Genomic DNA, 25474 nt, shown 5'->3' with positions numbered 1-25474 from the left:
CCCGGCGGCTTTTCAGACGGCCTGCCGTGTTCGGCTGCGGGGTAATGTCCGCCAATATCTGCTTCTGCGTAGAGGCCGTCTGAAAATGCCGCTGTGTCAGCCGGAATGTTTTTCAGACGGCCTTTTGCCTTACGCGCCGCGTTTTTCCAGCGCGGCTACGGCGGGCAGCTCTTTGCCTTCGAGAAATTCGAGAAACGCGCCGCCGCCGGTGGAGATGTAGCCGATTTGCTCCGTTACGCCGAATTTGGCCACGGCCGCCAGCGTGTCGCCGCCGCCGGCGATGGAGAAGCCGCTGCTTTGGGCGACGGCTTCGGCCAGAGCTTTGGTGCCGCCTGCGAATTGGTCGAATTCAAACACGCCTACCGGGCCGTTCCACACGATGGTGCCGGCCTGTTTCAAGAGCGCGGCGAGTTCGGCGGCGGATTGGGGGCCGATGTCGAGAATCATGTCGTCGGCCGCCACTTCGTCGATGTTTTTTACTGTGGCTTCTGCATCGGCGGCAAATTCTTTGGCAACGGCCACGTCAACGGGCAGGGGTACGCTGCCGCCTTTGGCCGCCATTTTGGCCATGATTTTTTTCGACTCTTCCGCCAAATCGTGTTCGGCCAGCGATTTGCCGATGGGCTTGCCCGCAGCCAGCAAAAAGGTGTTGGCGATGCCGCCGCCGACAATCAGCAGGTCAACCTTGTCGGCCAGCGATTCGAGGATGGTGAGTTTGGTGGAAACCTTGCTGCCGGCCACTACGGCGGCCATCGGGCGGGCGGGGTTTTTCAGGGCTTTGCCCAGTGCGTCGAGTTCGCCCGCCATCAATACGCCCGCACAGGAAAGCGGTGCGGCCTGCGCCACGGCTTCGGTGGAGGCTTGGGCGCGGTGTGCCGTGCCGAATGCGTCGTTGACAAACACATCGCACAAGGCGGCGTATGCTTTGCCCAGTTCGGCATCGTTTTTCTTTTCGCCCTTGTTGATGCGCACGTTTTGCAGCATGGCCGCTTCGCCTGCCTGCAAAACGGGTTTGTTTTCGCGCCAGTCGTTTAACACTTTGATTTCTTTGCCCAGCAGGCCGCCCAGATGCGCGGCCACGGGGGCAACATCGTCTTCGGGGCGGAACTCGCCCTCGGTGGGGCGGCCGAGGTGGGTCATCACGATGACGGATGCGCCGTTGTCGAGGCAGTATCGGATGGAGGCGAGGGATGCGCGGATGCGCGTGTCGTCGCTGATTTTGCCGTCTTTAAACGGCACGTTCATATCGGCGCGGATGAGTACGGTTTTGCCGGCAACGTTTTGATCGGTGAGTTTGAGAAAGCTCATGGGATTCCTTGCGTGAACGGGGAAAACGGAAAACGCGCATTATCCGCCTGTGTAAAGGGAAGGTAAAGACAGAGGCCGTCTGAAAGCGGGCAAAGCGGTTTTCAGACGGCCTCACGCCCATGCGCAGTTGCTATAATCGCCGCTTTGTACACTCGGCCCCGCCATATGCCGCCATGAAAAAAGCCGCCGTCTTGTTTTTCGTCCTTACCGCCGCCGCTGCCGCCCTCTGGCTCTGCCTTGACCGCAGCAGCAGCGGCCTGAGCCGACGGCAGCAAACCCTGCTGCAACAGCCCGCCCTGCCGCCCGCAACGAAAATCGCCAGACTCGTCGTGCGCAAGAGTGCGCACGAAATGGATGCCTACGACGCATCCGGCCGCCTGCTGAAAACCTACCCCGTCGCCCTCGGCAGGCAGCCCGTCGGACACAAACAGTTTGAAGGCGACGGCAAAACCCCCGAAGGCCGCTACACCATCGACAGCCGCAACGCGCAAAGCGGCTACCATAAAAACCTCGGCATTTCCTATCCGAACCGTGCCGACCGCGCCCGCGCCGCCGCAGCGGGGAAAAGCCCGGGCGGCGACATCAAAATCCACGGTCTGAAAAACGGCCTCGGACAAATCGGCGCACAGCACCTGCGCTTCGACTGGACCGAAGGCTGCATCGCCGTAACCGACCGCGAAATCGACGAACTCTACGCCCTCGTGCAGCCGCACGCCCCAATCGACATCCTGCCGTAAACCCGCAAGGGCAGGCCGTCTGAAAACCGTTGCGGCCGTGCCCAAGCTGTGTTTTCAGACGGCCTCCAACTTGCAAACGCCCCAACCATGAACCGCAAACCCAAAATCATCTTTTTCGACATCGACGACACCCTGCTGCCCAAACGCAGCGGCCGCATTCCCGACAGCACCCGCGCAGCCTTAGGCCGTCTGAAAGGGCAGGGCATAGCCGCCGCCATCGCCACCGGCCGCCCGCCCTGCCTGATTCCCGATTCCGTACGCACGCTGATGGCCGACAGCGGCATCGACATCCTCATCTCCATCAACGGGCAGCACATCGAACGCGGCGGCGAAGTGCTGGCGCAATACCCGCTCCGCCCGGTCGACACCGCCGCCGCCGTTGCCCATCTGCACAGCCTGGGCATCGCCTACGCTTTGGAACATCCGCACAGAGTCGCCGTGCCGCAGGATCATCCGCACATCCGCACCGCCCTCGGCTCGCTGGCCATTCCCTACCAAACCGGCGCGCCCGACCCCGCGCAGCCCGTCTGCCAAATGCTGGCGTTTTACGGCGAAGAGCAGGCCGCCGCCGTCGAAGCCGGCCTGCCCGCCGGCCTGCGCACCACACGCTGGCACGCATACGGCGTGGACATCCTGCCTGCCGACAGTTCCAAAGCACGCGGCATCCGCGCCGTGCTCGACACCCTCGGCCTTGCTGCGGCCGACGCAATGGCCTTCGGCGACGGCTTGAACGACATGGAAATGCTGCAAAGCGTCGGCTGCGGCGTGGCCGTGGGCAATGCCCATCCGGCCCTGAAAGCCGTTGCCCGCCACATCTGCCCGCCCGCAGACCAAGACGGCATCCTGCGCGGCCTGACCGCGCTGGGCGTTTTGGACTGAACATACGGTTTCGCGCCAGCGCAGCCGCCCTACACCATATATGCGGAGTATTCGGCAAACGCGTGCGTGGCTGTGCCACACACCCTACGCCTGCTTTTTTGGGTGTCCAAACAATATTTGAGGCCGTCTGAAAGACGGTTTTCAGACGGCCTATTTTGTGGTTTCGGATAGCGGTTCAGCCAAGCTGAAAACAGGCAGTTTGGGCTGCAAAGCCCAACGGGTGCGGTCGGGCTTGGATATTGTTTGGAGTAAGACCCGAACCGGGTTTGCTTGAAAAATCTGAATGTGTGCTGCCCGTAGTATTCGGCAAACGCGTGCGTGGCTGTGCCACACACCCTACGCCTGCTTTTTTGGGTGTCCAAACAATATTTGAGGCCGTCTGAAAGACGGTTTTCAGACGGCCTATTTTGTGGTTTCGGATAGCGGTTCAGCCAAGCTGAAAACAGGCAGTTTGGGCTGCAAAGCCCAACGAGTGCGGTCGGGTTTGGATGTGTTTGTTCCAGACCGAACGACATTTGCTTGAAAAATATGGATATGTGTGGTGTATTTGGCAAGCGCGTGCGTGGCTGTACCAAACGCCCGCCCCATCCGTCCAACCTGAGGAGAACCCCCATGACATCAGATTTCAGCGACATCCTGCACAGCGAAACCGCCGCCCTCTGGCAGGCGGCCACGCGGCACCGTTTTACGGAAGAGATTTTTGCCGGCACTTTGTCCGACGCACACCTGCGCCGCTACCTCGTGCAGGACTACCAATTCATCGACCGCTTCACCGCCCTGCTCGGAGCCGCGATTGCCGCTGCCGACCACTACCCCGCCCGCGTCCGCCTCTCGCAGTTTGCCGCCATGATTACCGGCGACGAAAACACCTATTTCCAACGCTGCTTCGACTACCTCGGCGTACCCGAAGCCGAGCGCACCGCGCCCGCGCTGCTGCCGGTAACGCGGCAGTTTCAAGAGCTGATGCGGGAGGCCGCCGATACGCGCAGCTATGTCTGCGCACTGGCCGTGTTGTGCGTGGCCGAGGGCCTTTATCTCGACTGGGCCGACCGCCCCGACAGCCCGCTGCCGCAAAGCGGCTTCCGCCACGCCGAATGGATTACCCTGCACGCCAACCCGTTTTTCCGCGGATTTGTCGCCTGGCTGCGTGCCGAGCTCGCCCGCACCGGCGCGGCCGCTTCCGAAACGGAACGGCAGCAGGCGCGCAGCCTGTTCCACCGCGCCGTATCGCTGGAATGCGCGTTTTTCGATGCCGTTTATGAGGATTGAGGCCGTCTGAAAACGCAGTTTCGGCGAAGCCAAAACCCGTTTTCTGTTGCCGGAAACAACAAACACAGCGCGGATTGCCGGTAGGGTGTGCCGCTTGCGGCGCACGCGGTTTTGCCGCACGGACAACAGGCCGTCTGAAACCTGAAATGCGGTTTTCAGACGGCCTGCTGCTTGGTTTCGCGCTGACGGCCTGTGTAGGGTGTGCGGCACAGCCACGCACGCGGCTTGGGCGTTCGGGCGGCCTCCGTGTCCGCATAATATAAAACGCGTGCGTCGCCGGAGCGGCACACCTACATCGGGGAATCGGGCGCATACGCCGCCCGGACGGTATGCCCTGCGCTTGGCAAAAGCGGACAAACAGGCCGTCTGAAAAACAATAAAAGGCCGTCTGAAAACAGGTTTTGGCTTCGCCGAAACTGCGTTTTCAGACGGCCTTTGTTGCTATGCGGCGGATGCAATGCGCCGTTTTACGCGCCAAATCCCAGCCGGCGGCAGATTTCGGAAGGCAGCACACCTTGGTTCATGGTGTAGAAATGCAGGCCGGGCGCGCCTTGTTCGAGCAGCCGCGCACACATATCGCTGACCACGTCGAGGGCGAAGGCTTCGATGGCGGCGGTATCGTCGGCATAGGATTGCAGTTTCAGGCGCAGCCAGCGGGGGATTTCCGCGCCGCAACTGTCGGAAAAGCGCACGAGTTTGGAGAAGCTGGAAACGGGCATGATGCCGGGAATGACGGGAATGGTGCAGCCCAGGGCGCGTACGTCGTCGACAAAACGGAAGTAGGCATCGGCATTGTAGAAATACTGGGTGATGGCGGCATCCGCACCGGCGCGGGCTTTGGCGACAAAATGGGCGATGTCTTCCTGTGCGCTGCGCGCCTGCGGGTGGTATTCGGGGTAGGCGGCGATTTCGATGCGGAACAGGCTGCCGTAGCGGTTTCTGACCAGCTCCACCAGCTCGGACGCATAACGCAGGCCGCTGCCGGACGCGCCCATGCCGGAGGGCATATCGCCGCGCAGGGCGACAATGCGGCGCACGCCCATATCGCGGTAGGTATCGAGCAGGGATGCGATTTCTTCTTCGTTCATGCCGATGCAGGGCAGGTGCGGCGCGGCGGCCGTGCCTTCGGCGAGGATGTCGGCGATGGTTTGCAGCGTGCCTTCGCGCGTGGAGCCGCCCGCGCCGGAAGTGCAGGAGAAAAAGCCGGGATTGAAGCCGCGCAGCAGGGCGCGTACGGCGGTTTGTTTTTCGCGCCCTTCGGGCGTGCGGGTGGGGAAAAATTCAAAGCTGAGGGTTTTGCCTGCGGTCATGTCCTGTTCCTTGCGGTTTGCGTTATTTTCAGACGGCCTAGTTTATTGGTTTAACTGTTTGATAACAAGATAAAAAACGGCCAAGCGGCATGAAAAATACCCTGCCCCTGCATGAGCGGGATTTGTGCCGTTTGATTTGTTTGGGGATTTTGACATTCGGGCGGGGACGAAGCCGCGCACGACCGTGCCGCGCTTTTCAGACGGCCTGTAAAGTATTAATATGCGCCGAAATTACATTTTCTTAACAGAAGGAACCACCATGAAAGTATTGTTACTCGGCGCACCGGGCGCAGGCAAAGGCACGCAGGCGCAGTTTATCACCGCCGCATTCGGCATCCCGCAAATCTCCACCGGCGATATGTTGCGCACCGCCATCAAAGCGGGTACGCCGCTGGGCTTGGAAGCGAAAAAAATCATGGACGAGGGCGGCCTGGTGCGCGACGACATCATTATCGGCATGGTGAAAGAGCGCATCGCCCAGCCCGACTGCGCCAAGGGTTTCCTGTTTGACGGCTTTCCGCGCACGCTGGCTCAGGCCGAAGCCATGCAGCAGGCGGGCGTGCTTTTGGATGCGGTGGTCGAAATCGACGTGCCCGACAGCGCGGTAATCGAGCGCATGAGCGGCCGCCGCGTGCATCCGGCTTCCGGCCGCACCTACCATGTGGTTTACAACCCGCCCAAAGCGGAAGGCAAAGACGACCTCACCGGCGAGGATTTGATCCAGCGCGACGACGACAAAGAAGAAACCGTGAAAAAACGCCTCGACGTTTACCACGAGCAGACCGAAGTGCTGGTGGGCTATTACAGCAAACTCGAAGGTGCGTCCGCCCCCAAATACGTCAGGGTGGACGGCACGCAGGCGGTGGAAGCGGTGAAAGCCGAAGTATTGGCAGCATTGGGCGGATAGGCCGTCCGCCAATCATCAGGCCGTCTGAAAACCTGAAAATACGGTTTTCAGACGGCCTGTTTGTCCGTTTTTGCCAAGTGCGGGGTATGGCATCCGAGCGGCGTACACACCCGATTCCCCGACGTAGGGTGTGTCGCCTTAGCGACGCACGCGTTTTATGTTATGCGGATACGGAGGCCCTGAAAACCTGCAAACAGGTTTTCAGACGGCCTGTTCACGCCGCCAGCCAATAGCGCAGCAGGGCCAGCAGCGACACGGCCAGACAAGTCCACGCCGCCGCCGCGAATCCGCGCCGCACCGCCCGTTTGCAGCGCGGCGGCAGAAAGCGGGCGGCCAGCAGCAGCAGGGCGGCGCAGAACAGCAGGAATTTGAAAACGAAAACGGCGGCAGACATGGCAAATACGGCAAAAAGGCCGTCTGAAACGGCCATGCACAAACAAAATCGAGCCGTTATAATACGGCCTTTCCCCCACAGCCGCCGCAATTTTTTATGACCGCCACCGACAGCATCGGGCTGGTAAAGCCCGAAAAAATCCCGTTCGGCCCGCTGCTCCTGCAAAACGGCCAAACCCTGCCGCGCTTTGATCTGATGGTGGAAACCTACGGCACGCCCAACGCCGACAAAAGCAACGCCGTCCTTATCTGCCACGCCCTGTCGGGCGACCACCACGTTGCCGGACGGCACAGCCCCGAAGACAAACACCCCGGCTGGTGGGACAACATGGTCGGGCCGGGCAAGCCGGTAGACACCAGCCGCTTCTTCGTTATCGGCGTAAACAACCTCGGCGGCTGCGCGGGCAGCACCGGCCCTTTGAGCACCAATCCCGAAAACGGCCGCGAATACGGCGCGGACTTCCCCGTCGTAACCGTCAAAGACTGGGTAAACAGCCAGGCCATGCTGGCCGACCGTTTCGGTATCGGCCAATGGGCGGCCGTCGTCGGCGGCAGCCTCGGCGGGATGCAGGCGCTGCAATGGGCAATCGACTATCCCGACCGCGTGCGCCACGCCCTCGTCATCGCCTCCGCCACCCGCCTGTCCGCGCAAAACATCGCCTTCAACGACGTTGCCCGCCAAGCCATCATTACCGACCCCGACTTTCACGACGGCCACTACCGCCGCTTCGGCACCATTCCCCGGAGGGGTCTGCGCATCGCCCGCATGATGGGGCACATTACCTACCTCGCCGAAGAAGGGCTGGGCGAAAAATTCGGCCGCAGCCTGCACGACGGCATACGCTACGGCTACGGCGTGGAGTTTGAAATCGAATCCTACCTGCGCTACCAGGGCGAAAAGTTCGCCGGACGCTTCGATGCCAACACCTATCTGCGCATGACCAAAGCCCTCGACTATTTCAGCCCCGCCGCCGCTTTCGGCAACGACCTCACCGCCGCCCTGCGCCAAACGCAGGCCGGATTTTTCGTAGCCTCTTTCACCACCGACTGGCGTTTCGCCCCCGCCCGCTCCCGCGCCCTGGTCAAACACCTTGTCCGCGCACAGCGTCCCGTCCAATACATCGAAGTGGAATCCGGCCACGGCCACGATGCCTTCCTGATGGACGATCCGCCCTATATTGCCGCCGTACGCGCCTATATGGACAACGTTTACAAGGAGTTGCAGCAATGAATACCCTGCGCGACGACCTGCGCCTCATCTACGACTGGATTCCCCCGGGTAGCCGCGTCCTCGATCTCGGCTGCGGGCGCGGCGAGCTGCTTTCCGCCCTGATGCGCGACAAACAATGCAGCGGCTGCGGCATCGAAATCGACACCGAAGGCGTACTCGCCTCCATCGCCGCCGGCATCAGCGTCATCCAGGCCGACCTCGAACAGGGTTTGCAGGATTTCGACAGCGACAGCTTCGACATCATCGTATTGAGCCAAACCATCCAGTCCATGCAGAACACGGAAACCATCCTGCGCGACCTGACCCGCGTCGCCCGCGAAGCCGTCGTATCCTTTCCCAATTTCGGCTACTGGCGCAACCGCCTGCAAATCGCCCTCGGCGGCAGAATGCCCGTTTCCGAACGTATGCCCTACCAGTGGTACAACACGCCCAATATCCACTGGTGCACCCTGGTCGATTTTGAAGCCCTCTGTGCCAAAAACAACATCCGCATCCTCGAACGCGCCGTCATGACCGGCACGGAGCGCATCGAAACCCTGCCCAATCTTTTGGGCAGCCTGGCGTTTTACAGGGTAGGGTAGGGCGCATCCGCCGCACAGGCCGTCTGAAAAACCGTTTTTCAGACGGCCTGCTTTTATTTTCTGCCGCCGAATCCGTGTAGGGTGTGCCGCGCAGCGACGCACGCGTTCCCTGCCGCAGGGCACAGGCCGTCTGAAAGCTGCAAACGGAATTTCGGCTGCGCCGAATCCGTGTTTTCAGACGGCCTCACTTCCGTTTGCCCCGCAGAATCCCGTAGAGTTTGCCGCGCCGCGCCGCACGCGGTTTTACGGGTTTACGGATTGGTTGGAAACGCAGCCTGCAAACACAGAACGCGTGCGCCGTCTCGGGGCGGCACACCCTACCTCCGGCGGCAAAGGCCGTCTGAAAAAACGGGGGCTGCGTTTTCAGACGGCCTGCTTTTATTTTCTCCCGCCGAATCCGTGTAGGGTGTGTCGCGCAGCGACGCACGCGTTCCCCGCCGCAGCGCACAGGCTGTCTGAAAGCTGCAAACGGAATTTCGGCTGCGCCGAATCCGTGTTTTCAGACGGCCTTTCTGTATTGTCTTTCAAAACGCCGTAAGTGCCGCAACCGCGTGCGTGGCAGAGCCACACACCCTACCTGAACGGCAGAGGCCGTCTGAAAAAACGGAATGCATTTTCAGACGGCCTGTTTTTATTTTCTCCCGCCGAATCCGTGTAGGGTGTGTCGCGCAGCGACGCACGCGTTCCCTGCCGCAGGGCAAAGGCCGTCTGAAAACGGCAAACGGAATTTCGGCTGCGCCGAATCCGTGTTTTCAGACGGCCTTTCTGTATCGTCTTTCAAAACGCCGTAAGTGCCGCAACCGCGTGCGTGGCAGAGCCACACACCCTACCTGAACGGCAGAGGCCGTCTGAAAAAACAGGTGCTGCGTTTTCAGACGGCCTTTTTATAACCCCTGTTTCTTTCTATACAAGCAAGCATTCTTTCTGCTTTGTGCGCCGCAGGACTAAGATGGCGGCCTGCCGCAGCGCAACGGCGCAGGCCTGCGGAAAGCCGTCTGCACACCGCTTTCCGTCCCGCAAACCAAAAAAAGAACAAGGAACACCATGAACCCCAACCCGCTCCCTCCCGAACTCTCGTCCGCCTTGTCCGCGCTCACGCCCGTCCAGCTTGCCTGGCTGTCGGGCTACTGCTGGGCGCAGGCGGGCGGTGCAGCCGCCGTGCCGCAAACGCCGTCTGAAAACGCCGCTACTGCCGCCGCCGCCCCGCCGCCTGCCGCACCGGCAGCCATTACCGTGCTGTCCGCATCGCAAACGGGCAACGCCCGCGCCGTTGCCGGCAGGCTGTATGAAGCCCTGATGGCACGGGAGCTGCCCGCCACGCTGGTGTCGTGTGCCGACTACAAGCCGAAAAACATTGCCGGCGAGCAGATTTTGCTGCTGGTTGTTTCCACGCAGGGCGAGGGCGAGCCGCCGGAAGAGGCGTTGAGCCTGTTCAAGCTGCTAAACGGCAAAAAAGCCCCCGATTTGGGCGGCCTGAAATTCGCCGTGTTGGGGCTGGGCGACAGCAGCTATCCGAAATTCTGCGGCGCGGCGGCGGATTTCGACGCGCGCTTTGCCGCACTCGGCGGCACGCGCCTGCTGCCGCGCACCGACTGCGATTTGGAGTTTGCCGCCGAGGCCGAGGCGTGGATAGGCAGAATCGTCCCCGCCGCCGCCGAAGCGTCCAAACCCGCCGCATCCGCGCCTGCCGCCGCGCCCGCCGCGCATTCCGACGGCCTTGCCGCGCCGCAAAACGCGTATGGCAAAGAAAACCCGTTTCCCGCCACTTTGTCCGTACGCCAGAAAATCACGGGGCGCAATTCCGACAAAGACGTGCGCCACATCGAAATCGACCTGTCGGGATCGGGCATAAGCTATACGGCGGGCGACGCGCTGGGCGTGTGGTTTGACAACGACGGCACGCTGGTGTCGCGTTTGCTGGCGGCCGTATCGTTGGGCGGAGACGAAGAAATCGAAAGCGGCGGCACGCGCAAAACCCTGCGCGACGCGCTCACGCACGATTTGGAAATCAGCCAGAACACGCCGCAGTTTGTCAAAGGCTATGCCGCGCTGGCCGGCAGCGCGGAGCTGGCGCAACGCGCCGAAACCGATACGGCGGCTCTGGTGGCCGAATATCCGCCCGTCGCGCTGGCCGAACGCTATCCCGCCGCGCTCGCCGCCGCGCAGCTCGTTGCCCTGCTGCGCCCGCTCGCGCCGCGCCTGTATTCCATTGCGTCCGCGCAGGATGAAGTGGGCGAGGAGGTGCATCTCACGGTGGGCGTTTTGCGCTACGAAAGCGACGGCAAACCCTTTACCGGCGCGGCCTCCGGCTATTTGGGCGAACGTTTGGCAGAAGACGATCAGGTGCGCGTGTTTGTCGAGCACAATCCCAATTTCCGCCTGCCGCCAAACCCTGCCGCGCCCGTGATTATGATCGGCAGCGGCACCGGCATTGCCCCGTTCCGTGCCTTTATGCAGCAGCGTGCCGCCGACGGTGCGGACGGCAAAAACTGGCTGGTGTTCGGCAATCCGCATTTCACCGAAGACTTCCTCTACCAGACCGAATGGCAGCAGTTTGCCAAAGACGGCCTGCTCAGCAAATACAGCTTCGCCTGGTCGCGGGATCAAGAGGAAAAAATCTATGTGCAGCACCGCCTGCGCGAAAACGGGGCGCAAATCTGGCAATGGATGCAGGAAGGGGCACATATCTATGTCTGCGGCGATGCGGCGAAAATGGCCAAAGACGTGGAAGCCGCGCTGTTGGCAATCATCGCCAAAGAGGGCGGCATGGATGCGGAAGCGGCAGACGAATATCTGGACGAAATGCGGCAGGAAAAACGCTACCAGCGCGATGTGTACTGACTGCATAGGCAAAAGCCGTATAATCCGCCCCTTTGCTTTTGCTTCCGCACACCATGACTGATTCCGCCGCCCGCTCCCTGCGCCGCTGGCAACGGCGCGGCTTTCTGCGCCGCGTCGCCATGCCCGCACACGTCATCGACTGCCCGGAATGCGGCCTGCGCACCGCCGTACCCGATCTGAAACAAGGCCGCCAGGCCGACTGCCCGCGCTGTGGCCACGAACTCGTACGCGTGGAAACCGCGCCTTTCCTCATGCCTGCCGCGCTTGCCTGCGCCACGCTGATTCTGCTGCTGTGCGTATACGGCAGTATGTTTGTTACCGTGTCCACCGTGGGCGTATACGAGCGGCTGACGCTGCCGTTTATGCTCAAAATACTGGTGTTGCAGGATTTCGGCTTTCTCGCCGAAGTGATGTTTGTCTTTACCTTCGGCCTGCCGCTGCTGTTTCTGCTGCTGTGCCTGTATGTTTACGGCGCATTGCAGATTGAAAAGCCGCTGCCCGGGCTGATTGCCGCCACGCGCACGATGGTGCGCCTGCGTGCATGGGTGATGGCCGATGTGTTCCTTATCTCCACCCTTGTGGCCTATATCAAGCTGGGCGATGTGGTGCGCGTCGAATTCGGCGCGGCCTTCTGGCTGATGTTTCCGATGGTGCTGCTGCTGCTGCGCACCACGCTGGCCGTGCCGGAACACTGGGTGTATTACCAAATCCACCTGCTGCACGGCCACACCACCATTTATTCCGACAACAGCGGCAAAATCTGTTGCAGCCGCTGCCGCTGTTTCAGGCCGTCTGAAGAGGATGTGTGCGCCGTGTGCGGCACCGCCTTGTTTGCCCGCCGCCCGCACAGCCTGCGCCTGTCGCTCGCCTTCCTGCTGGCGGCGGCGGTGTTCTATATTCCGGCCAACACCCTGCCCATTATGATTTCGTCCAATCCCACCGTTACCGAAATCAGCACCATCATGGGCGGCATCATCTTTATGTGGGACAGCGGCGACCGCGCGATAGCCGCGATTATTTTCAGCGCGAGCATCATGATTCCGGTGCTGAAAATCTGCATTATGGGCATCCTGCTGGCGTGCGCCCGTTTCGGCGTGCCGTGGCCGGTGGAGAAAGTTTCCCTGGTTTACCGTATCACCGAAAAAATCGGCCGCTGGTCGATGATCGATATTTTCGTCGTCATCATCCTGATGAGCGCGTTCCACACCTCTATAGCCCGCGTAACCCCGGGCCCGGCTTCGCTCTATTTCTGCCTCGTCGTCCTGCTGACCATGCTCTCCGCCCACTATTTCGACCCCCGTCTGCTGTGGGACAAATGCGGCGCGAACGGCAAACCTTAAACGCTGCGGATACCGGAAGGCCGTCTGAAAACCTGTTTTCAGACGGCCTATTGTCCGTTTCCGACCGCCGCAGGGTGCGGCTGCCCAAGCGGCGTACGCGCCCGATTTTCCGCCGTAGTTTTATGTTATGCAGACATGGAGGCCGTCGTCTGAATACCCAAGCCGCGTGCGTGGCTGTGCCACACACCCTACACAGTCCGTCAGCGTGAAACCATGCAGGAGGCCGTCTGAAAACCCTGTCGGGCGTTTTCAGACGGCCTTTTCTGTTGCGGATGCCTTGCGGCTTATCCGGCTTTGGCTGTGCCGGCTGTCCGGCTGCCTTCGGCGATTTTCAGCCCCGCCGATACCAGGCCGCCTATATCGGCCACGTTGGCCGGCATGATCAGGGTATTGCTTTCTTTGGCGAGTTTGGCAAAGGCTTCGACATATTGTTCGGCCACTTTCAGCTTGACCGCTTCGTCTCCGCCTTCGGTGCGGATGGCTTCGGCCACGGTACGGATGGCATCCGCGCTGGCCTGGGCAACGAGGCGGATGGCTTCGGCTTCACCCTGGGCCAGATTGATTTTGGCGGTTTTTTCACCGTTGGAAGCATTGACTGCGGCCTGCGCCTCGCCTTCGGACTGCTGGATTTCGGCTTCGCGGCGGCCGACGGCGAGGTTGATTTGTTCGATTTTGCGGCCTTCGGATTCGGCGATGCGGGCGCGTTTTTCGCGTTCGGCGGTAATCTGCGCCTGCATGGAGCGCAGGATTTCCTGCGGCGGGATAAGGTCTTTGATTTCGTAGCGCAGCACTTTCACGCCCCACGATATGGCGGCTTCGTCGAGTGCGGCCACGACGATGCGGTTGATTTCGTCGCGTTCTTCAAAGGTTTTGTCCAGCTCCATGCGGCCGATCACCGAACGCAGGGTGGTTTGCGCAAGCTGGGTGATGGCCATGATGTAGTTGCTCGAACCGTAGGAGGCGAGCTTGGGATCGGTTACTTGGAAATAGATGATGCCGTCTACGGTAAGCTGGGTATTGTCGCGGGTAATGCAGACCTGGCTGGGTACGTCCAGCGGGATTTCTTTTTGGGTGTGCTTGTAGGCGACGCGGTCGAAAAACGGGATGAGGAAGTTGAGGCCGGGATCGAGAACGGCGCGGAATTTTCCCAAACGCTCGACAACGTAGGCTTCCTGCTGCGGCACGATGCAGATGGCTTTGAAACCGAATATGACGACGGCGGCGAGAATAATCAGCGGTAGGCTTAAAAGTCCCATAAAGGCTCCTTAGGGTTGGTCGGGGTGGATAAGCAGGGTGTTGCCGTCTTTGCCGCCGATAACGGCAAATCCGGATTCGGGTTCGCCGCCTTCGATGCGCGCGTGCCAAACGGTGCCGCGGTAGGCGACTTCGTATTCCGCGCCGTGCAGGCGGCGCAGGATTTTCACGCTTTGGCCGATGTCGAGATCGTTGGCGGCGCGGGCGGCGGGTGTGCGCCGTTGCAGGCGGCGGTGCAGCCAGAACAGTCCGACGGCGGACAGAAAGGCAGCGGTAAGGATGGGGACGGTCTGCCCGTGAAACAGAAAGGATGCAATGCCCGCACCGGCCAATGCCGCACCGGCAATCAGCAGATACAGTGTGCCGGTAAACATTTCCAAAACGAATACGGCCACGGCGGCGACAAACCAGTACATAGGAAACTCCTTTCTACGGAACGGGCGGGGTGGGGCGCATTCGGACAGGCCGTCTGAAAAGCAGGCGGCTGCTGCGGGCTGCGCAAACCGTTTGTCTGTTGTCTCCGGCACGGCTGCTGCCGGAGCGGGCAGACGGGTTTTAAAAAGGCCGTCTGAAAAGTGTGCAATGCGTTTTCAGACGGCCTGTGTTTAATGGTTGCTGCGGCTGCGTGCGCGTTCCTCACGGCCTTCCTTTATCGCGCCGGACAGAAAATAGATACCTGCGGCGATGAAGGCGCAAACGGTAAGGGCGGTAAAGATAAAGAGAAAATTCTGCATAGTGCTTTCCGTGTATTGCGGCGGGCCGTCGCCGCCTGTCGTGCAGGATGCTGCCGGCAAGGGATGCCGGCAATGTTTTCAGACGGCCTCTGCGCCTTATTCTTCGGGTTCTTCGCCGTCGGTCTCGTCGCGCGTGCCTTCGGTGATTTTGAGATCGGTGCCGGCTGTTTCGCGGATTTTTGCTTCGATTTCGTTGGCGACTTCGGGATTTTCTTTCAGCCAGACGCGGACGTTTTCTTTGCCCTGTCCGATTTTCGCGCCGTTGTAGCTGTACCATGCGCCCGCTTTGGCGATGATGTTCAGCTTGACACCGATTTCGATCAGCTCGCTCTCCCAGCTGATGCCTTCGCCGTAGAGGATGTCGAATTCGGCAGTGCGGAAAGGCGGCGCGACTTTGTTTTTGATGACTTTGACTTTGGTTTCCTTGCCGATGGGGCTTTCGTCGCCTTTTTTAATCTGCTGCGTGCCGCGTATGTCGATGCGCACGGAAGAGTAGAATTTCAGCGCGTTGCCGCCGGTGGTGGTTTCGGGATTGCCGTACGTTACGCCGATTTTCATGCGGAGCTGGTTGATGAATACGACGAGGGTGTTGGTTTTTTTGATGTGGCCGGTCAGTTTGCGCAGAGCCTGGCTCATCAGGCGCGCCTGCAAACCGACGTGGCTGTCGCCCATATCGCCTTCGATTTCGGCTTTGGGCACCAGCGCGGCCACCGAATCGACCACCACCATGTCCACGCCGCCGGAGCGTACCAGCATGTCGCAGATTTCCAGAGCCTGTTCGCCGGTGTCGGGCTGGGATACCAGCAGCTCTTCCACTTTCACGCCGAGGGCGCGGGCGTAAACGGGGTCGAAGGCGTTTTCCGCGTCGATAAAGGCGCATACGCCGCCCGCCTTCTGGCATTGGGCGATGGTTTCCAGACAGAGGGTGGTTTTGCCGGAAGATTCGGGGCCGAAGATTTCGACGATGCGCCCGCGCGGCAGGCCGCCCACGCCGAGGGCGAGGTCGAGGCCGAGCGAGCCGGTGGAGATGACCTGCAAGTCTTCGGTGTCGCTGCTGCCGTCCATTTTCATCACGGAGCCTTTGCCGAACTGTTTTTCTATCTGTGCCAATGCGGCTTCTAGAGCCTTGCTTTTGTCTGCCGGCTTGTCTTTGCTTTTGTCTTTGCTTTTGTCTTCTGCCATGTGGTGGGTACTTTCGTTGTTGGAGCGGTAAAGAAACGGGCGGATTATCGCATAAGGGGAGGCCGTCTGAAAACGGGCGGGGCGTTTTTCAGACGGCCTGTGCGGGGCTTATTTTTCCAAAGCGTCGTTGAGCGTTTTTTCAATCAAATCCGCGTCAAACGATTTGGCAATCAGCTCGAAGCGGCTGTCGCGCCGCCATGAGACCTGGCTTGCGCCCCAGCGGCCGTCCACCCAGTTGAGCCACACCCAGGTGCCGAGCACTTGGAACACGCCTTTGGCGCGCACCAGCCCTTCGGCCATCTGCGGCAGCCGGTTGAAAAAATCGGTGAGCTTTTCGCCGTCGAAATCGCATCCGGCGGGGAAGGTGTAGCCCTCCGACTGGAAACCCATGGTGTTGTCGGGCAGAGATTCGCTTTTCAGGCGGTAGCGCGGTTTTTCGATAACGGGGATGTCCAGCCAGCGGATGTCGAGCTGCGCGTTCCGCACTTCCGCCACTTTGGCCTTGGGCGGAAACAGCTTGGCGGCTTGGGCGTGGAATCCGGCAAGCTGCTCGGGGCTGCACAAATCGGTTTTGCTGGCCACCAATACGTCGCACACGCCGATTTGGTCTTTATACAGAGCCTGGTTGGCGTAATCGGGGTCGGTAAACTGGCGCGGATCGACCACGGTAAACACGGCGGCGATTTCGAGCATTTTGTCGAAGGGCGGGGCTTTGAGTTCGTCAATCACGCCGGCGGCGTGTGCCAGCCCGCTGGCTTCGATCAACAGGCGGTCGGGCTGTGCGTCGCGCAGCATTTTCTGCACGGTTGCGCCCAGTTGCGCACCGGCGGTGCAGCACAGGCAGCCGCCCGCCAGTTCGGCCACGGGGATGCCGTTGTCGCTCAATACCGCGCCGTCGATGCCGATTTCGCCAAACTCGTTGACAATAATCACCCATTTTTCATTCGGGTCTTTCTGCGCCATCAGACTTTTGAGCGCGGTGGTTTTGCCTGTGCCCAGGAAACCGGAAATCAGGTGGACTTTGGTTTTTTTTAATGACATTTTGCGCACACTCCGGTCAGTACCAAATGTTTTTCCGTCATTTCGAAGCCGGTATCGCCCAAAGCCTGCTGCAATTCCTGCCACTGCCTGCTCAGAGATTGTTCGTCTACCGCGCCGCATTTGGTGCAGACGAGGATGAACGCGCTGTGGCTGTGGCCGGTGTGGTCTTCGTGGCCGTGTTCGCTGCAGTCGTGGCGGGCGTGGCTGCACAGCACATAGCCGTTTACCGCCGTGATTTTGTGCAGCACGCCCTGTTCCACCCAGAAATCGAGGGCGCGGTAGGCGGTGGGCGGGGCGACGGGGGTGGGGCTTTGCTGCTGCATCAGCGAGAGTACCTGATAGGCTTTGATCACGCCTTCCTGCTGCAAAACAATGTCCAAAACCTGTTCGCGCAGGGCGGTTACCTGTGCGCCGTTGGCGCGGGCTTGGTCGATGATTTTTTGTTTCATTAGGAGTCCGTTCCGTTTCAGACGGCCTGCGCGGGCGGCTGCCGCACAAACAGGCCAAACGGGAATTATAACCGAAAGGCCGTCTGAAAACGGCCGCGGCGGGGAAAACGCGGCAAACGCTATAATCGCGGCCGTCTGAAAACCTGTTTCAAGGAATGTTATGCAGAAAATCACCCTTATCGCCGCCTGCGCCGAAAACGGCGTGATCGGTATCGGCAACCGTATGCCCTGGCATCTGCCCGAGGATTTCGCCTTTTTCAAGGCCTACACTTTGGGCAAGCCGGTGGTTATGGGGCGCAAAACCTGGGAATCGCTGCCGAAAAAGCCGCTGCCCGGCCGCCGCAATATTGTGGTTACACGCCAGGCGGGCTATGCCGCAGAAGGTGCGCAAACCGTTTCTTCGCTTGCCGCCGCGTTCGCGCTGTGTGCGGATGAAGCGGAAACCGTGGTTATGGGCGGCGGCGAGATTTACCGCGAAGCCCTGCCGCAGGCTTCGGATTTGCGGATTACGGAAATCGCGCTGCGGCCGCAGGGCGATGCGTTTTTCCCCGCAATCGATGCCGCTCTGTGGCGGGAAAACACCCGCGAGGAACGCACGGCGGCAAACGGTTTGCATTATGCGTTTGTGCATTATGTGCGCAGGCTTTGAAATCCGTATCGAGGCCGTCTGAAAAGGCGGTTTTGCCGCCGTTGCGGTTTTCAGACGGCCTCAATAAGTTTGTCCGCCTGCCGCGTGTCGGGATGTAAAACCGGCGCGGTAGTACAATTGCAAAGACATCATGTCTAGGCAAAAAGAGCAAAAACGTATTTTGTAAGGTATCTTACAAGGAAAAGGATATTTGCCATGATGAGTGCAGAAATCTACAAAAATTTCTTAAATGATGTTATCAACGAAATTTCTAATAAATATCAAAACAATACCTTTGAAGAGGATAGCGATCTGCAAAAGGGATATGATTTTGCAATTTATGAAGTAATGTCGCTTTTGGTCGAACAGAGTGAGGCATTTGGTTTAAATAAAGAAGAATTAGGCTTGGGGCATCTGGATGCCGAAAAGGCTTATTTGTTTTAGCAGCAAAGCGTAGCCTGCATAATTTAGGACGTGTAGCTTCGTCACGTACGCGGTTCGGTTCAAAACAGCTTGAAACCCAGTCTCTATCGCTTCTGACCGCCTTTCAGACGGCATCACTTACGGCAATGTCGGCAATCTAAATCGGCATTGCGCGAGAGCAAACCGACCGGTTTGCCAATCTGTTGTGATATGACGGATATACCGCTTGGGGCAGCCTGAAAAGCGAAAGCAAAGTCTATCCGAATGCGCATCAACCATTCCGCCTGCAAAACCGGTATTGTGATGAAGAGACGGGGGTTGCATGACAATCTGTAAAAAGATCTAAAAAATGTGAAGGTAGAACAGAGCAACAAATAAAAGATTCCCGTAAAAAGTAATAATTGAATATTAATTTTAGGAGATAGTTTATATGGGTCTGCCAAGTCAAGCTATAAATTCGATTTTAAATTTATCGAATGAAGAACGTTATAAATATGCAATTAAAAGAATTGCAGATTCAAGGGTTCTTTATGTTTTAGCAGATGATGATGAAAACTGGTCACTTTGGAGTGATGATCAGGGACATACGTCTCTAGCCATTTGGCCGGAAATGGAATTTGCTAAAATATCTTTAGAAGAAGATGGTGATGTGGAGTTGTCGATTTTTGAGTTGGAGCTAGAAATGTTTTTAGAAGAAGGCATTCCTTGGCTGATGGAAAATAATTTTGGTATTGCGCTATTTCCTACACCCAATAACTCTACTATTACAGATATAGGTGCGATACAGTTTGCGTCTGTAATTAATCAGATATTAGATGAAAGCTATGGGGAAGCATTAGATTTACCTTACTTATAATCTTTGTTTCAGGCAGCCTTCAATAGCTCAAAAGGCTGCCTGAAAGCCACCACCCCCAAACGCACCGTCTTTATTTGGGACGGTACCAAACTGGCGCAGGAATACAATTACAAAGGTACTTACACCTATATCTACACCGACCAAGACAGCTATGAACCTTTAGCCCATGTCTTCCATAATGGCAAAGACGATAAGCTGTATTTAAGCTATTACCATACCGACCAAATTGGCATCCCGCGAGAACAGACTGACCAGTTTGGTAATCTGTTGTGGTATGGCGAATATACTGCTTGGGGCAGCCTGAAAAGCGAAAGCAAAGTCTATCCGAATGCACATCAACCATTCCGCCTGCAAAACCGGTATTGTGATGAAGAGACGGGGTTGTATGACAATCTGTTCAGGTATTATGACCCGAACTCTGGGCGGTTTATCAATCAGGATCCGATTGGGTTGTTGGGGGGAGAGAATCTTTATTGGTTTGTGCCTAATGCTTTGGTTTGGATTGATCCTTTAGGTTTGAAAGAACTATACTACCTAGTTGCGAAAAAAGATGGCTTTTATCCTCTAATGGAATGGGGAAAGCGGAAGCCAGTAGGTCAAGTTTGGCTTAAAAAGGGGGACATATGGAAGATTGGAGAAACAAAAAATATAGTTAATGGTTCGCAACGAAGATACTCGGCAACGTGGCTGCTAAGAATGAATTTGGAATATAGATCTGTCATGAGAGAACCAAAGTCTATGATGCAACGATGGGAGCGTTTAAAAATAGTAAAATACATTAAACGCTGGAAAAAACTTCCACCTAGCAATAAATGTAAACATTAAATTTAAGAGTTAAAGTAATGAAAATTCACACAACTAGCGATGGATTTAAATGGACTTCTGTTTCCAATTTTTGTGATGAGCTTGAAGGATTGCAAACAGTTTTGGATAAATTTAATTCATTTCCTTTTAATTTAGGGGTATGTTTAAGAGCCTTAGAGAAAGATGGTGGCTGGACTTCAAAAAGCAGATATTTAAAATCTGACAATTATTTGGATATGGATATTGTCGTTTACGAAAATAGATTATTACCTATAAAAAATGATTTAGATCTAAAAAGAAAAATATTTGGTGAAGAATTTTATAATTTTTTTTGCGATGTCATGAAAAAGTACGAAAAAAGGTTTCCTGAGCTTAAAAATATAAGGGGCTGTACTAGATAAGCCCTAAATTTCACACCACCGACGCAGCACTTTAAGCTGCTCGGACGGTGTACCAAAGTTAAAACGAAACTCACATTCTTTCAAGAAAAGAGGGAAAGATTTACGGTCAATTCCGTTATATTTTCGCAGAACCCGTTTTGCCTGATTCCAAAAATTCTCAATGCCGTTGATATGGTTTTGTCTGTCGGCAAACAGCTTGCTGTGGTTGATGCGGTGGTGGGTAAAACCACTTACATCCAACACGTCATAGCTGCTTAAACAATCGGTATAAACAATGCTGTCAGGCATGATTTTTCTTGTGATAACAGGAAGTAAGGTTTCTATTTTGGCATTCTTAACAACCACGGTATAAACCTTCCCACCCCGTTTAAGAATACCAAATACCGCCACTTTTCCCGCTGCTCCGCGCCCCCGTTTGCCTTTACGATGCCCACCGAAATAGCTTTCATCTAATTCGACAGCGCCATCAAAAACAGCGTCAGCTTCCAATGAAAGATAGTAGCTGATGACTTCACGAATTTTGCGGTAAAACAGTGCTGCTGAATTGGGGTGGATGCCCAATAAATCGGCAGCAGAACGGGCGGTAACTTCGAGTACAAAAAATTGAAGGAGTTTTTTTTGGATACTCTTTTTTAGTTTACAATGGGTTATCTTCATTTTTGCAGTCTATCATGACTGCTTATCTAGTACAGCCCCAAATATAAACCCCGAATTTATTTCTGAAGTGAAAGATTGGTTGATTAACAATAAATGGATTGACGAAATTTAGCAAAGCAAAGCTCGCATATAGGTAGGGCGTGTAGCTTCGCCACACGTGGTTTAACGCAGTCTGAAAGCCACCCCCAAACGCACCGTCTTTATTTGGGACGGTACCAAACTGGCGCAGGAATACAATTACAAAGGTACTTACACCTACATCTATACCGACCAAGACAGCTACGAACCTTTAGCTCATGTCTTCCATAATGGTAAAGACGATAAGCTGTATTTAAGCTATTACCATACCGACCAAATCGGCATTGCGCGAGAGCAAACCGACCGGTTTGCCAATCTGTTGTGGTATGGCAGATATACCGCTTGGGGCAGCCTGAAAAGCGAAAGCAAAGTCTATCCGAATGCGCATCAGCCATTCCGCCTGCAAAACCAGTATTGTGATAAAGAGACGGGGTGGCATGACAATCTGTTTAGGTATTATGACCCGAGATGCGGGCGGTTTATCCATCAGGATTCGATTGGGGTGTTGGGCGGGAGGATTTGGTGGAAAGTGCTACAATGCGCGGTTTCTTTTTCCTGTCCGAACGGCCTGACCATGTGCAACAAACCCTACCATCAAAACGACAACGACACCATCCGCATCCGCGGCGCGCGCACGCATAATTTGAAAAACGTCGATTTGGACATTCCCCGCCACAAGCTGGTGGTGGTAACGGGTTTGTCGGGCAGCGGCAAGTCTTCGCTGGCGTTTGACACGCTGTATGCCGAGGGGCAGCGGCGTTATGTGGAAAGCCTTTCCGCCTATGCGCGCCAGTTTTTGCAGATGATGGACAAGCCCGATGTGGATTTGATCGAGGGTTTGTCGCCCGCCATTTCCATCGAGCAGAAATCCACCAGCCACAATCCGCGTTCCACCGTCGGCACGGTTACGGAAATCCATGATTATCTGCGTCTTTTGTATGCCCGCGTCGGCACGCCGCACTGCCCCGAACACGGCAAACCGCTGTCCAGCCAAACCGTGTCGCAGATGGTCGACCACGTTTTGGGGCTGCCTGAAAACACGCGCGTGATGATTCTTGCCCCCGCCGTGCGCGAGCGCAAAGGCGAATTTGTGGACTTTTTCGCCGACTTGCAGGCGCAGGGTTTTGCCCGCGTGCGCGTGGACGGCGAGGTCTATCAGCTTGACGAAGTGCCGAAGCTGGAAAAAAACATCAAGCACAACATCGATGTGGTCATCGACCGCGTAAAAGTGAAAGCCGACATCAAACAACGTTTGGCGGAAAGTTTTGAAACCGCGCTGCGCCACGGCGGCGAACGGGCTTTGGCCTTGGAAATGGACAGCGGCGCGGAACATTGGTTCTCCGCGCAGTTTGCCTGCCCCGTGTGTTCGTACAGCCTGCCCGAGCTCGAACCGCGCCTGTTTTCGTTCAACAACCCCGTCGGCGCGTGCCCCACTTGCGACGGCTTGGGCAATATGAATTTCTTCGACCCCGAGCGCGTGGTGATGCACCCCGAATTATCGCTGGCGGCGGGCGCGATTAAAGGCTGGGACAAGCGCAACCAGTTTTATTTCCAGATGATTCAGTCGCTGGCGGCGCATTACGGCTTTGATGTGGACACGCCGTTTGAAAAGCTGCCTGAAAAAGTCAAAAACACCGTGCTGCACGGCTCGGGCAAAGAAGTTATCGATTTCCGCTACCTTTCCGAAAAAGGCACAACCTTCAACCGCAGCCACGCTTTCGAAGGCATCATTCCCAATCTGGAACGCCGTTTCCGCGAAACCGATTCCAACACCGTGCGCGAAGAGCTGCTGCAATACCAAAGCCACCGCGCCTGCAAAAGCTGCGGCGGCGCACGTTTGCGCAAAGAAGCGCGCTATGTGTATGTGGGCGGACAGCCGCTGCACGAAATTTCCGCCAAGCCGCTCACCCAAGCCCATCATTTTTTTGAAACTTTGGACTTGGAAGGCAACAAAAAACAAATCGCCGAAAAAATCCTCAAAGAAATCACCGAACGGCTGGGCTTTCTGATTAACGTCGGGCTGGACTATCTCAACCTGAGCCGCAGCGCCGAAACCCTTTCCGGCGGCGAAGCCCAGCGCATCCGCCTTGCCAGCCAAATCGGCAGCGGCTTGACCGGCGTGATGTATGTGTTGGACGAACCCTCCATCGGCCTGCACCAGCGCGACAACGACCGCCTGCTCGCCACCCTCAAACGCCTGCGCGACTTGGGCAACAGCGTCATCGTGGTAGAACACGACGAAGACGCCATCCGCGAAGCCGATTTCGTCGTCGATATGGGCCCCGGCGCGGGCGAACACGGCGGCAGCGTCTTGGTAGCCGGCACGCCCGCACAAGTCGCCGCCTGCGAACAATCCGTTACCGGCCAATACCTCAGCGGCAAAAAAACCATCAGGCTGCCTGAAAAACGCACTCCCGTGAATCCCGAACGGATGCTCGTACTCAAAGGCGCGCGCGGCAACAACCTCAAAAACGTAACGCTGGAACTGCCGCTGGGGCTGATAACCTGCATCACCGGCGTATCCGGCAGCGGCAAATCCACCCTGATTAACGACACCCTCGCCAAAATCACCGCCCGCGAACTCAACCGCGCCCACGAAGAACCCGCCCCCTACGACGACATCACAGGTTTGGAACACCTCGACAAAGTCATCAACGTCGACCAATCCCCCATCGGCCGCACCCCCCGCTCCAACCCCGCCACCTATACCGGCCTGTTCACCCCCATCCGCGACCTCTTCGCCGGCGTACCCCTCTCGCGCGAACGCGGTTACAGCGTCGGACGCTTCTCCTTCAACGTCAAAGGCGGCCGCTGCGAAGCCTGCCAGGGCGACGGCGTGATTAAAGTAGAAATGCACTTCCTGCCCGACGTTTACGTCCCCTGCGAAGTCTGCCACGGCAAACGCTACAACCGCGAAACCCTCGAAGTGCAATACAAAGGGAAAAACATCAGCCAAGTGCTGGAAATGACCGTAGAAGAAGCCCGCACCTTCTTCGATGCCGTCCCCACCGTCGCCCGCAAACTGCAAACCCTGATGGATGTAGGCCTCGGCTACATCAGACTCGGCCAGTCCGCCACCACCCTCTCCGGCGGCGAAGCCCAGCGCGTCAAACTGGCGTTGGAGCTGTCCAAACGCGACACCGGCCGCACCTTGTATATTCTCGACGAACCAACAACAGGACTGCACTTCGCCGACATCGCCCTGCTGCTCGAAGTCATAGGCCGTCTGAAAGGCAAAGGCAACTCGATTGTGATTATCGAGCATAATCTGGACGTGATTAAAACCGCTGATTACATTGTGGATTTGGGACCGGAAGGCGGCGATGGCGGGGGAAGGATTATTGCTTGCGGGTCGCCTGAGGAGGTTGCAAAAGCAGAAATCGGTTATACTGGAAAATATTTGGAAACTCTATTAGAATTAAAATTTTAATGAATTTAAGGTACTCATATGTCTACAATGAAAGAATCACAGTGTAAAAATTATGGGGCTGTACTAGATAAGCCCTAAATTTCACACCACCGACGCAGCACTTTAAGCTGCTCGGACGGTGTACCAAAGTTAAAACGAAACTCACATTCTTTCAAGAAAAGAGGGAAAGATTTACGGTCAATTCCGTTATATTTTCGCAGAACCCGTTTTGCCTGATTCCAAAAATTCTCAATGCCGTTGATATGGTTTTGTCTGTCGGCAAACAGCTTGCTGTGGTTGATGCGGTGGTGGGTAAAACCACTTACATCCAACACGTCATAGCTGCTTAAACAATCGGTATAAACAATGCTGTCAGGCATGATTTTTCTTGTGATAACAGGAAGTAAGGTTTCTATTTTGGCATTCTTAACAACCACGGTATAAACCTTCCCACCCCGTTTAAGAATACCAAATACCGCCACTTTTCCCGCTGCTCCGCGCCCCCGTTTGCCTTTACGATGCCCACCGAAATAGCTTTCATCTAATTCGACAGCGCCATCAAAAACAGCGTCAGCTTCCAATGAAAGATAGTAGCTGATGACTTCACGAATTTTGCGGTAAAACAGTGCTGCTGAATTGGGGTGGATGCCCAATAAATCGGCAGCAGAACGGGCGGTAACTTCGAGTACAAAAAATTGAAGGAGTTTTTTTTGGATACTCTTTTTTAGTTTACAATGGGTTATCTTCATTTTTGCAGTCTAT

25 protein-coding genes and 1 pseudogene are annotated in these 25474 nt (G+C 56.8%); 15 read left to right on the top strand and 11 right to left on the bottom strand.

Annotated elements, in window-relative coordinates:
• Nucleotides 1-129 precede the first annotated feature (129 nt).
• Nucleotides 130-1308 carry a phosphoglycerate kinase gene (locus tag DYE40_RS11715; RefSeq protein WP_115309261.1) on the bottom strand — a complete coding sequence of 393 codons (1179 nt, stop codon included), beginning with the start codon at nucleotides 1306-1308 and terminating at the stop codon, nucleotides 130-132.
• 173 nt (nucleotides 1309-1481) lie between these two features.
• Here DYE40_RS11715 and DYE40_RS11710 point away from each other — a divergent pair, with 173 nt between their 5' ends.
• From DYE40_RS11710 to DYE40_RS11700, 3 genes are all read left to right on the top strand, one after another.
• Nucleotides 1482-2045: a L,D-transpeptidase family protein gene (locus DYE40_RS11710; protein WP_115309260.1), complete on the top strand. Its 564-nt coding sequence runs from the start codon at nucleotides 1482-1484 to the stop codon at nucleotides 2043-2045.
• Nucleotides 2046-2132: 87 nt separating this feature from the next.
• Nucleotides 2133-2924, top strand: coding sequence for a Cof-type HAD-IIB family hydrolase (locus tag DYE40_RS11705; protein ID WP_115309259.1), 792 nt, complete (start codon nucleotides 2133-2135; stop codon nucleotides 2922-2924).
• 612 nt (nucleotides 2925-3536) lie between these two features.
• The gene (locus DYE40_RS11700; protein ID WP_115309258.1) at nucleotides 3537-4193 is read left to right on the top strand and encodes a TenA family protein; all 657 of its coding nucleotides are present in this window, start codon (nucleotides 3537-3539) and stop codon (nucleotides 4191-4193) included.
• A 467-nt stretch (nucleotides 4194-4660) separates the two neighbouring features.
• Here DYE40_RS11700 and metF read toward each other — a convergent pair whose 3' ends face one another.
• A complete protein-coding gene (metF, locus tag DYE40_RS11695) occupies nucleotides 4661-5503 on the bottom strand; it encodes a methylenetetrahydrofolate reductase [NAD(P)H] (protein WP_115309257.1) in 843 nt (280 codons plus the stop codon).
• A 259-nt stretch (nucleotides 5504-5762) separates the two neighbouring features.
• On the opposite strand from metF, the gene adk reads away from it, so the two are divergent.
• Entirely contained in the window at nucleotides 5763-6410 is a 648-nt protein-coding gene (gene adk / locus DYE40_RS11690; protein WP_115309256.1) for an adenylate kinase, read from the top strand.
• A gap of 214 nt (nucleotides 6411-6624) precedes the next feature.
• Here adk and DYE40_RS11685 read toward each other — a convergent pair whose 3' ends face one another.
• Nucleotides 6625-6804, bottom strand: coding sequence for a protein MIGRI (locus tag DYE40_RS11685; protein ID WP_147286646.1), 180 nt, complete (start codon nucleotides 6802-6804; stop codon nucleotides 6625-6627).
• 96 nt (nucleotides 6805-6900) lie between these two features.
• Here DYE40_RS11685 and metX point away from each other — a divergent pair, with 96 nt between their 5' ends.
• The 4 genes from metX to DYE40_RS11660 all read left to right on the top strand — a co-directional run bounded on the left by metX (nucleotide 6901) and on the right by DYE40_RS11660 (nucleotide 12796).
• Nucleotides 6901-8034: a homoserine O-succinyltransferase MetX gene (gene metX / locus DYE40_RS11680; protein ID WP_115309254.1), complete on the top strand. Its 1134-nt coding sequence runs from the start codon at nucleotides 6901-6903 to the stop codon at nucleotides 8032-8034.
• Nucleotides 8031-8615 carry a methionine biosynthesis protein MetW gene (metW, locus tag DYE40_RS11675; protein ID WP_115309253.1) on the top strand — a complete coding sequence of 195 codons (585 nt, stop codon included), beginning with the start codon at nucleotides 8031-8033 and terminating at the stop codon, nucleotides 8613-8615. Before metX ends, metW begins: the two co-directional genes overlap by 4 nt.
• Before the next feature lie 1044 nt (nucleotides 8616-9659).
• The gene (locus tag DYE40_RS11665; protein ID WP_115309251.1) at nucleotides 9660-11456 is read left to right on the top strand and encodes an assimilatory sulfite reductase (NADPH) flavoprotein subunit; all 1797 of its coding nucleotides are present in this window, start codon (nucleotides 9660-9662) and stop codon (nucleotides 11454-11456) included.
• A 53-nt stretch (nucleotides 11457-11509) separates the two neighbouring features.
• Nucleotides 11510-12796 carry a paraquat-inducible protein A gene (locus DYE40_RS11660; RefSeq protein ID WP_115309250.1) on the top strand — a complete coding sequence of 429 codons (1287 nt, stop codon included), beginning with the start codon at nucleotides 11510-11512 and terminating at the stop codon, nucleotides 12794-12796.
• A gap of 284 nt (nucleotides 12797-13080) precedes the next feature.
• Here the strand turns inward: DYE40_RS11660 and DYE40_RS11655 are convergent, their stop codons facing one another.
• From DYE40_RS11655 to DYE40_RS11630, 6 genes are all read right to left on the bottom strand, one after another.
• Nucleotides 13081-14052 (bottom strand): SPFH domain-containing protein, encoded by a 972-nt coding sequence (locus DYE40_RS11655; RefSeq protein WP_115309249.1) that lies wholly within the window; start codon nucleotides 14050-14052, stop codon nucleotides 13081-13083.
• A gap of 9 nt (nucleotides 14053-14061) precedes the next feature.
• Nucleotides 14062-14577 carry an NfeD family protein gene (locus tag DYE40_RS11650; protein ID WP_244731384.1) on the bottom strand — a complete coding sequence of 172 codons (516 nt, stop codon included), beginning with the start codon at nucleotides 14575-14577 and terminating at the stop codon, nucleotides 14062-14064.
• A gap of 78 nt (nucleotides 14578-14655) precedes the next feature.
• Nucleotides 14656-14784, bottom strand: coding sequence for a hypothetical protein (locus DYE40_RS13165; RefSeq protein ID WP_280529798.1), 129 nt, complete (start codon nucleotides 14782-14784; stop codon nucleotides 14656-14658).
• A 96-nt stretch (nucleotides 14785-14880) separates the two neighbouring features.
• Entirely contained in the window at nucleotides 14881-15966 is a 1086-nt protein-coding gene (gene recA / locus DYE40_RS11640; RefSeq protein WP_115309246.1) for a recombinase RecA, read from the bottom strand.
• 108 nt (nucleotides 15967-16074) lie between these two features.
• Nucleotides 16075-17007 (bottom strand): CobW family GTP-binding protein, encoded by a 933-nt coding sequence (locus DYE40_RS11635; RefSeq protein WP_115309245.1) that lies wholly within the window; start codon nucleotides 17005-17007, stop codon nucleotides 16075-16077.
• Nucleotides 16998-17477, bottom strand: coding sequence for a Fur family transcriptional regulator (locus tag DYE40_RS11630; protein ID WP_425451198.1), 480 nt, complete (start codon nucleotides 17475-17477; stop codon nucleotides 16998-17000). Before DYE40_RS11630 ends, DYE40_RS11635 begins: the two co-directional genes overlap by 10 nt.
• Nucleotides 17478-17616: 139 nt before the next feature.
• Between DYE40_RS11630 and DYE40_RS11625 the strand changes: the two genes are divergently transcribed.
• From DYE40_RS11625 to DYE40_RS12415, 5 genes are all read left to right on the top strand, one after another.
• Nucleotides 17617-18105: a dihydrofolate reductase gene (locus DYE40_RS11625; RefSeq protein ID WP_115309243.1), complete on the top strand. Its 489-nt coding sequence runs from the start codon at nucleotides 17617-17619 to the stop codon at nucleotides 18103-18105.
• A 195-nt stretch (nucleotides 18106-18300) separates the two neighbouring features.
• Nucleotides 18301-18528, top strand: a complete 228-nt coding sequence (locus tag DYE40_RS11620; protein WP_115309242.1) for a hypothetical protein — start codon at nucleotides 18301-18303, stop codon at nucleotides 18526-18528.
• A gap of 409 nt (nucleotides 18529-18937) precedes the next feature.
• Nucleotides 18938-19363 carry a DUF2750 domain-containing protein gene (locus DYE40_RS11615; protein ID WP_115309241.1) on the top strand — a complete coding sequence of 142 codons (426 nt, stop codon included), beginning with the start codon at nucleotides 18938-18940 and terminating at the stop codon, nucleotides 19361-19363.
• A gap of 3 nt (nucleotides 19364-19366) precedes the next feature.
• Nucleotides 19367-20188 carry an RHS repeat domain-containing protein gene (locus DYE40_RS13330; protein WP_172461272.1) on the top strand — a complete coding sequence of 274 codons (822 nt, stop codon included), beginning with the start codon at nucleotides 19367-19369 and terminating at the stop codon, nucleotides 20186-20188.
• A gap of 17 nt (nucleotides 20189-20205) precedes the next feature.
• On the top strand, nucleotides 20206-20568 hold the full coding sequence (locus DYE40_RS12415; RefSeq protein ID WP_147286645.1) for a hypothetical protein: 363 nt from the start codon (nucleotides 20206-20208) through the stop codon (nucleotides 20566-20568).
• Between the two features lie 3 nt (nucleotides 20569-20571).
• On the opposite strand, the gene DYE40_RS11605 is transcribed toward DYE40_RS12415, so the two are convergent.
• Complete coding sequence (locus DYE40_RS11605) at nucleotides 20572-21225, bottom strand: IS1595 family transposase (protein WP_115307381.1); 654 nt, start codon at nucleotides 21223-21225, stop codon at nucleotides 20572-20574.
• A gap of 172 nt (nucleotides 21226-21397) precedes the next feature.
• Here DYE40_RS11605 and DYE40_RS13325 point away from each other — a divergent pair.
• Both DYE40_RS13325 and uvrA read left to right on the top strand, forming a co-directional pair.
• Nucleotides 21398-21805: pseudogene (locus tag DYE40_RS13325) on the top strand (RHS repeat-associated core domain-containing protein); the annotation flags it as partial.
• Between the two features lie 72 nt (nucleotides 21806-21877).
• Nucleotides 21878-24733, top strand: coding sequence for an excinuclease ABC subunit UvrA (gene uvrA, locus DYE40_RS11600; protein WP_147286644.1), 2856 nt, complete (start codon nucleotides 21878-21880; stop codon nucleotides 24731-24733).
• A 74-nt stretch (nucleotides 24734-24807) separates the two neighbouring features.
• Here uvrA and DYE40_RS11595 read toward each other — a convergent pair whose 3' ends face one another.
• Entirely contained in the window at nucleotides 24808-25461 is a 654-nt protein-coding gene (locus tag DYE40_RS11595) for an IS1595 family transposase (RefSeq protein WP_115307381.1), read from the bottom strand.
• Between the last annotated feature and the right edge of the window lie 13 nt (nucleotides 25462-25474).

Origin of the sequence: Kingella potus, assembly GCF_900451175.1 — a bacterium.
Classification (GTDB): Bacteria; Pseudomonadota; Gammaproteobacteria; order Burkholderiales; family Neisseriaceae; genus Neisseria; species Neisseria potus.
The sequence above is the reverse complement of the archived record's forward strand: the minus strand, read 5'-3'. Positions and strand labels throughout refer to the sequence as shown.

Bases quoted from the DNA above. Each gene is read 5' to 3' on its own strand.
- DYE40_RS11715 (WP_115309261.1), bottom strand. From the start codon at position 1,308: ATGAGCTTTCTCAAACTCACCGATCAAAACGTTGCCGGCAAAACCGTA.
- DYE40_RS11710 (WP_115309260.1), top strand. From the start codon at position 1,482: ATGAAAAAAGCCGCCGTCTTGTTTTTCGTCCTTACCGCCGCCGCTGCC.
- DYE40_RS11705 (WP_115309259.1), top strand. From the start codon at position 2,133: ATGAACCGCAAACCCAAAATCATCTTTTTCGACATCGACGACACCCTG.
- DYE40_RS11700 (WP_115309258.1), top strand. From the start codon at position 3,537: ATGACATCAGATTTCAGCGACATCCTGCACAGCGAAACCGCCGCCCTC.
- metF (WP_115309257.1), bottom strand. From the start codon at position 5,503: ATGACCGCAGGCAAAACCCTCAGCTTTGAATTTTTCCCCACCCGCACG.
- adk (WP_115309256.1), top strand. From the start codon at position 5,763: ATGAAAGTATTGTTACTCGGCGCACCGGGCGCAGGCAAAGGCACGCAG.
- DYE40_RS11685 (WP_147286646.1), bottom strand. From the start codon at position 6,804: ATGTCTGCCGCCGTTTTCGTTTTCAAATTCCTGCTGTTCTGCGCCGCC.
- metX (WP_115309254.1), top strand. From the start codon at position 6,901: ATGACCGCCACCGACAGCATCGGGCTGGTAAAGCCCGAAAAAATCCCG.
- metW (WP_115309253.1), top strand. From the start codon at position 8,031: ATGAATACCCTGCGCGACGACCTGCGCCTCATCTACGACTGGATTCCC.
- DYE40_RS11665 (WP_115309251.1), top strand. From the start codon at position 9,660: ATGAACCCCAACCCGCTCCCTCCCGAACTCTCGTCCGCCTTGTCCGCG.
- DYE40_RS11660 (WP_115309250.1), top strand. From the start codon at position 11,510: ATGACTGATTCCGCCGCCCGCTCCCTGCGCCGCTGGCAACGGCGCGGC.
- DYE40_RS11655 (WP_115309249.1), bottom strand. From the start codon at position 14,052: ATGGGACTTTTAAGCCTACCGCTGATTATTCTCGCCGCCGTCGTCATA.
- DYE40_RS13165 (WP_280529798.1), bottom strand. From the start codon at position 14,784: ATGCAGAATTTTCTCTTTATCTTTACCGCCCTTACCGTTTGCGCCTTC.
- recA (WP_115309246.1), bottom strand. From the start codon at position 15,966: ATGGCAGAAGACAAAAGCAAAGACAAAAGCAAAGACAAGCCGGCAGAC.
- DYE40_RS11635 (WP_115309245.1), bottom strand. From the start codon at position 17,007: ATGTCATTAAAAAAAACCAAAGTCCACCTGATTTCCGGTTTCCTGGGC.
- DYE40_RS11625 (WP_115309243.1), top strand. From the start codon at position 17,617: ATGCAGAAAATCACCCTTATCGCCGCCTGCGCCGAAAACGGCGTGATC.
- DYE40_RS11620 (WP_115309242.1), top strand. From the start codon at position 18,301: ATGATGAGTGCAGAAATCTACAAAAATTTCTTAAATGATGTTATCAAC.
- DYE40_RS11615 (WP_115309241.1), top strand. From the start codon at position 18,938: ATGGGTCTGCCAAGTCAAGCTATAAATTCGATTTTAAATTTATCGAAT.
- DYE40_RS12415 (WP_147286645.1), top strand. From the start codon at position 20,206: ATGAAAATTCACACAACTAGCGATGGATTTAAATGGACTTCTGTTTCC.
- DYE40_RS11605 (WP_115307381.1), bottom strand. From the start codon at position 21,225: ATGAAGATAACCCATTGTAAACTAAAAAAGAGTATCCAAAAAAAACTC.
- uvrA (WP_147286644.1), top strand. From the start codon at position 21,878: ATGTGCAACAAACCCTACCATCAAAACGACAACGACACCATCCGCATC.
- DYE40_RS11595 (WP_115307381.1), bottom strand. From the start codon at position 25,461: ATGAAGATAACCCATTGTAAACTAAAAAAGAGTATCCAAAAAAAACTC.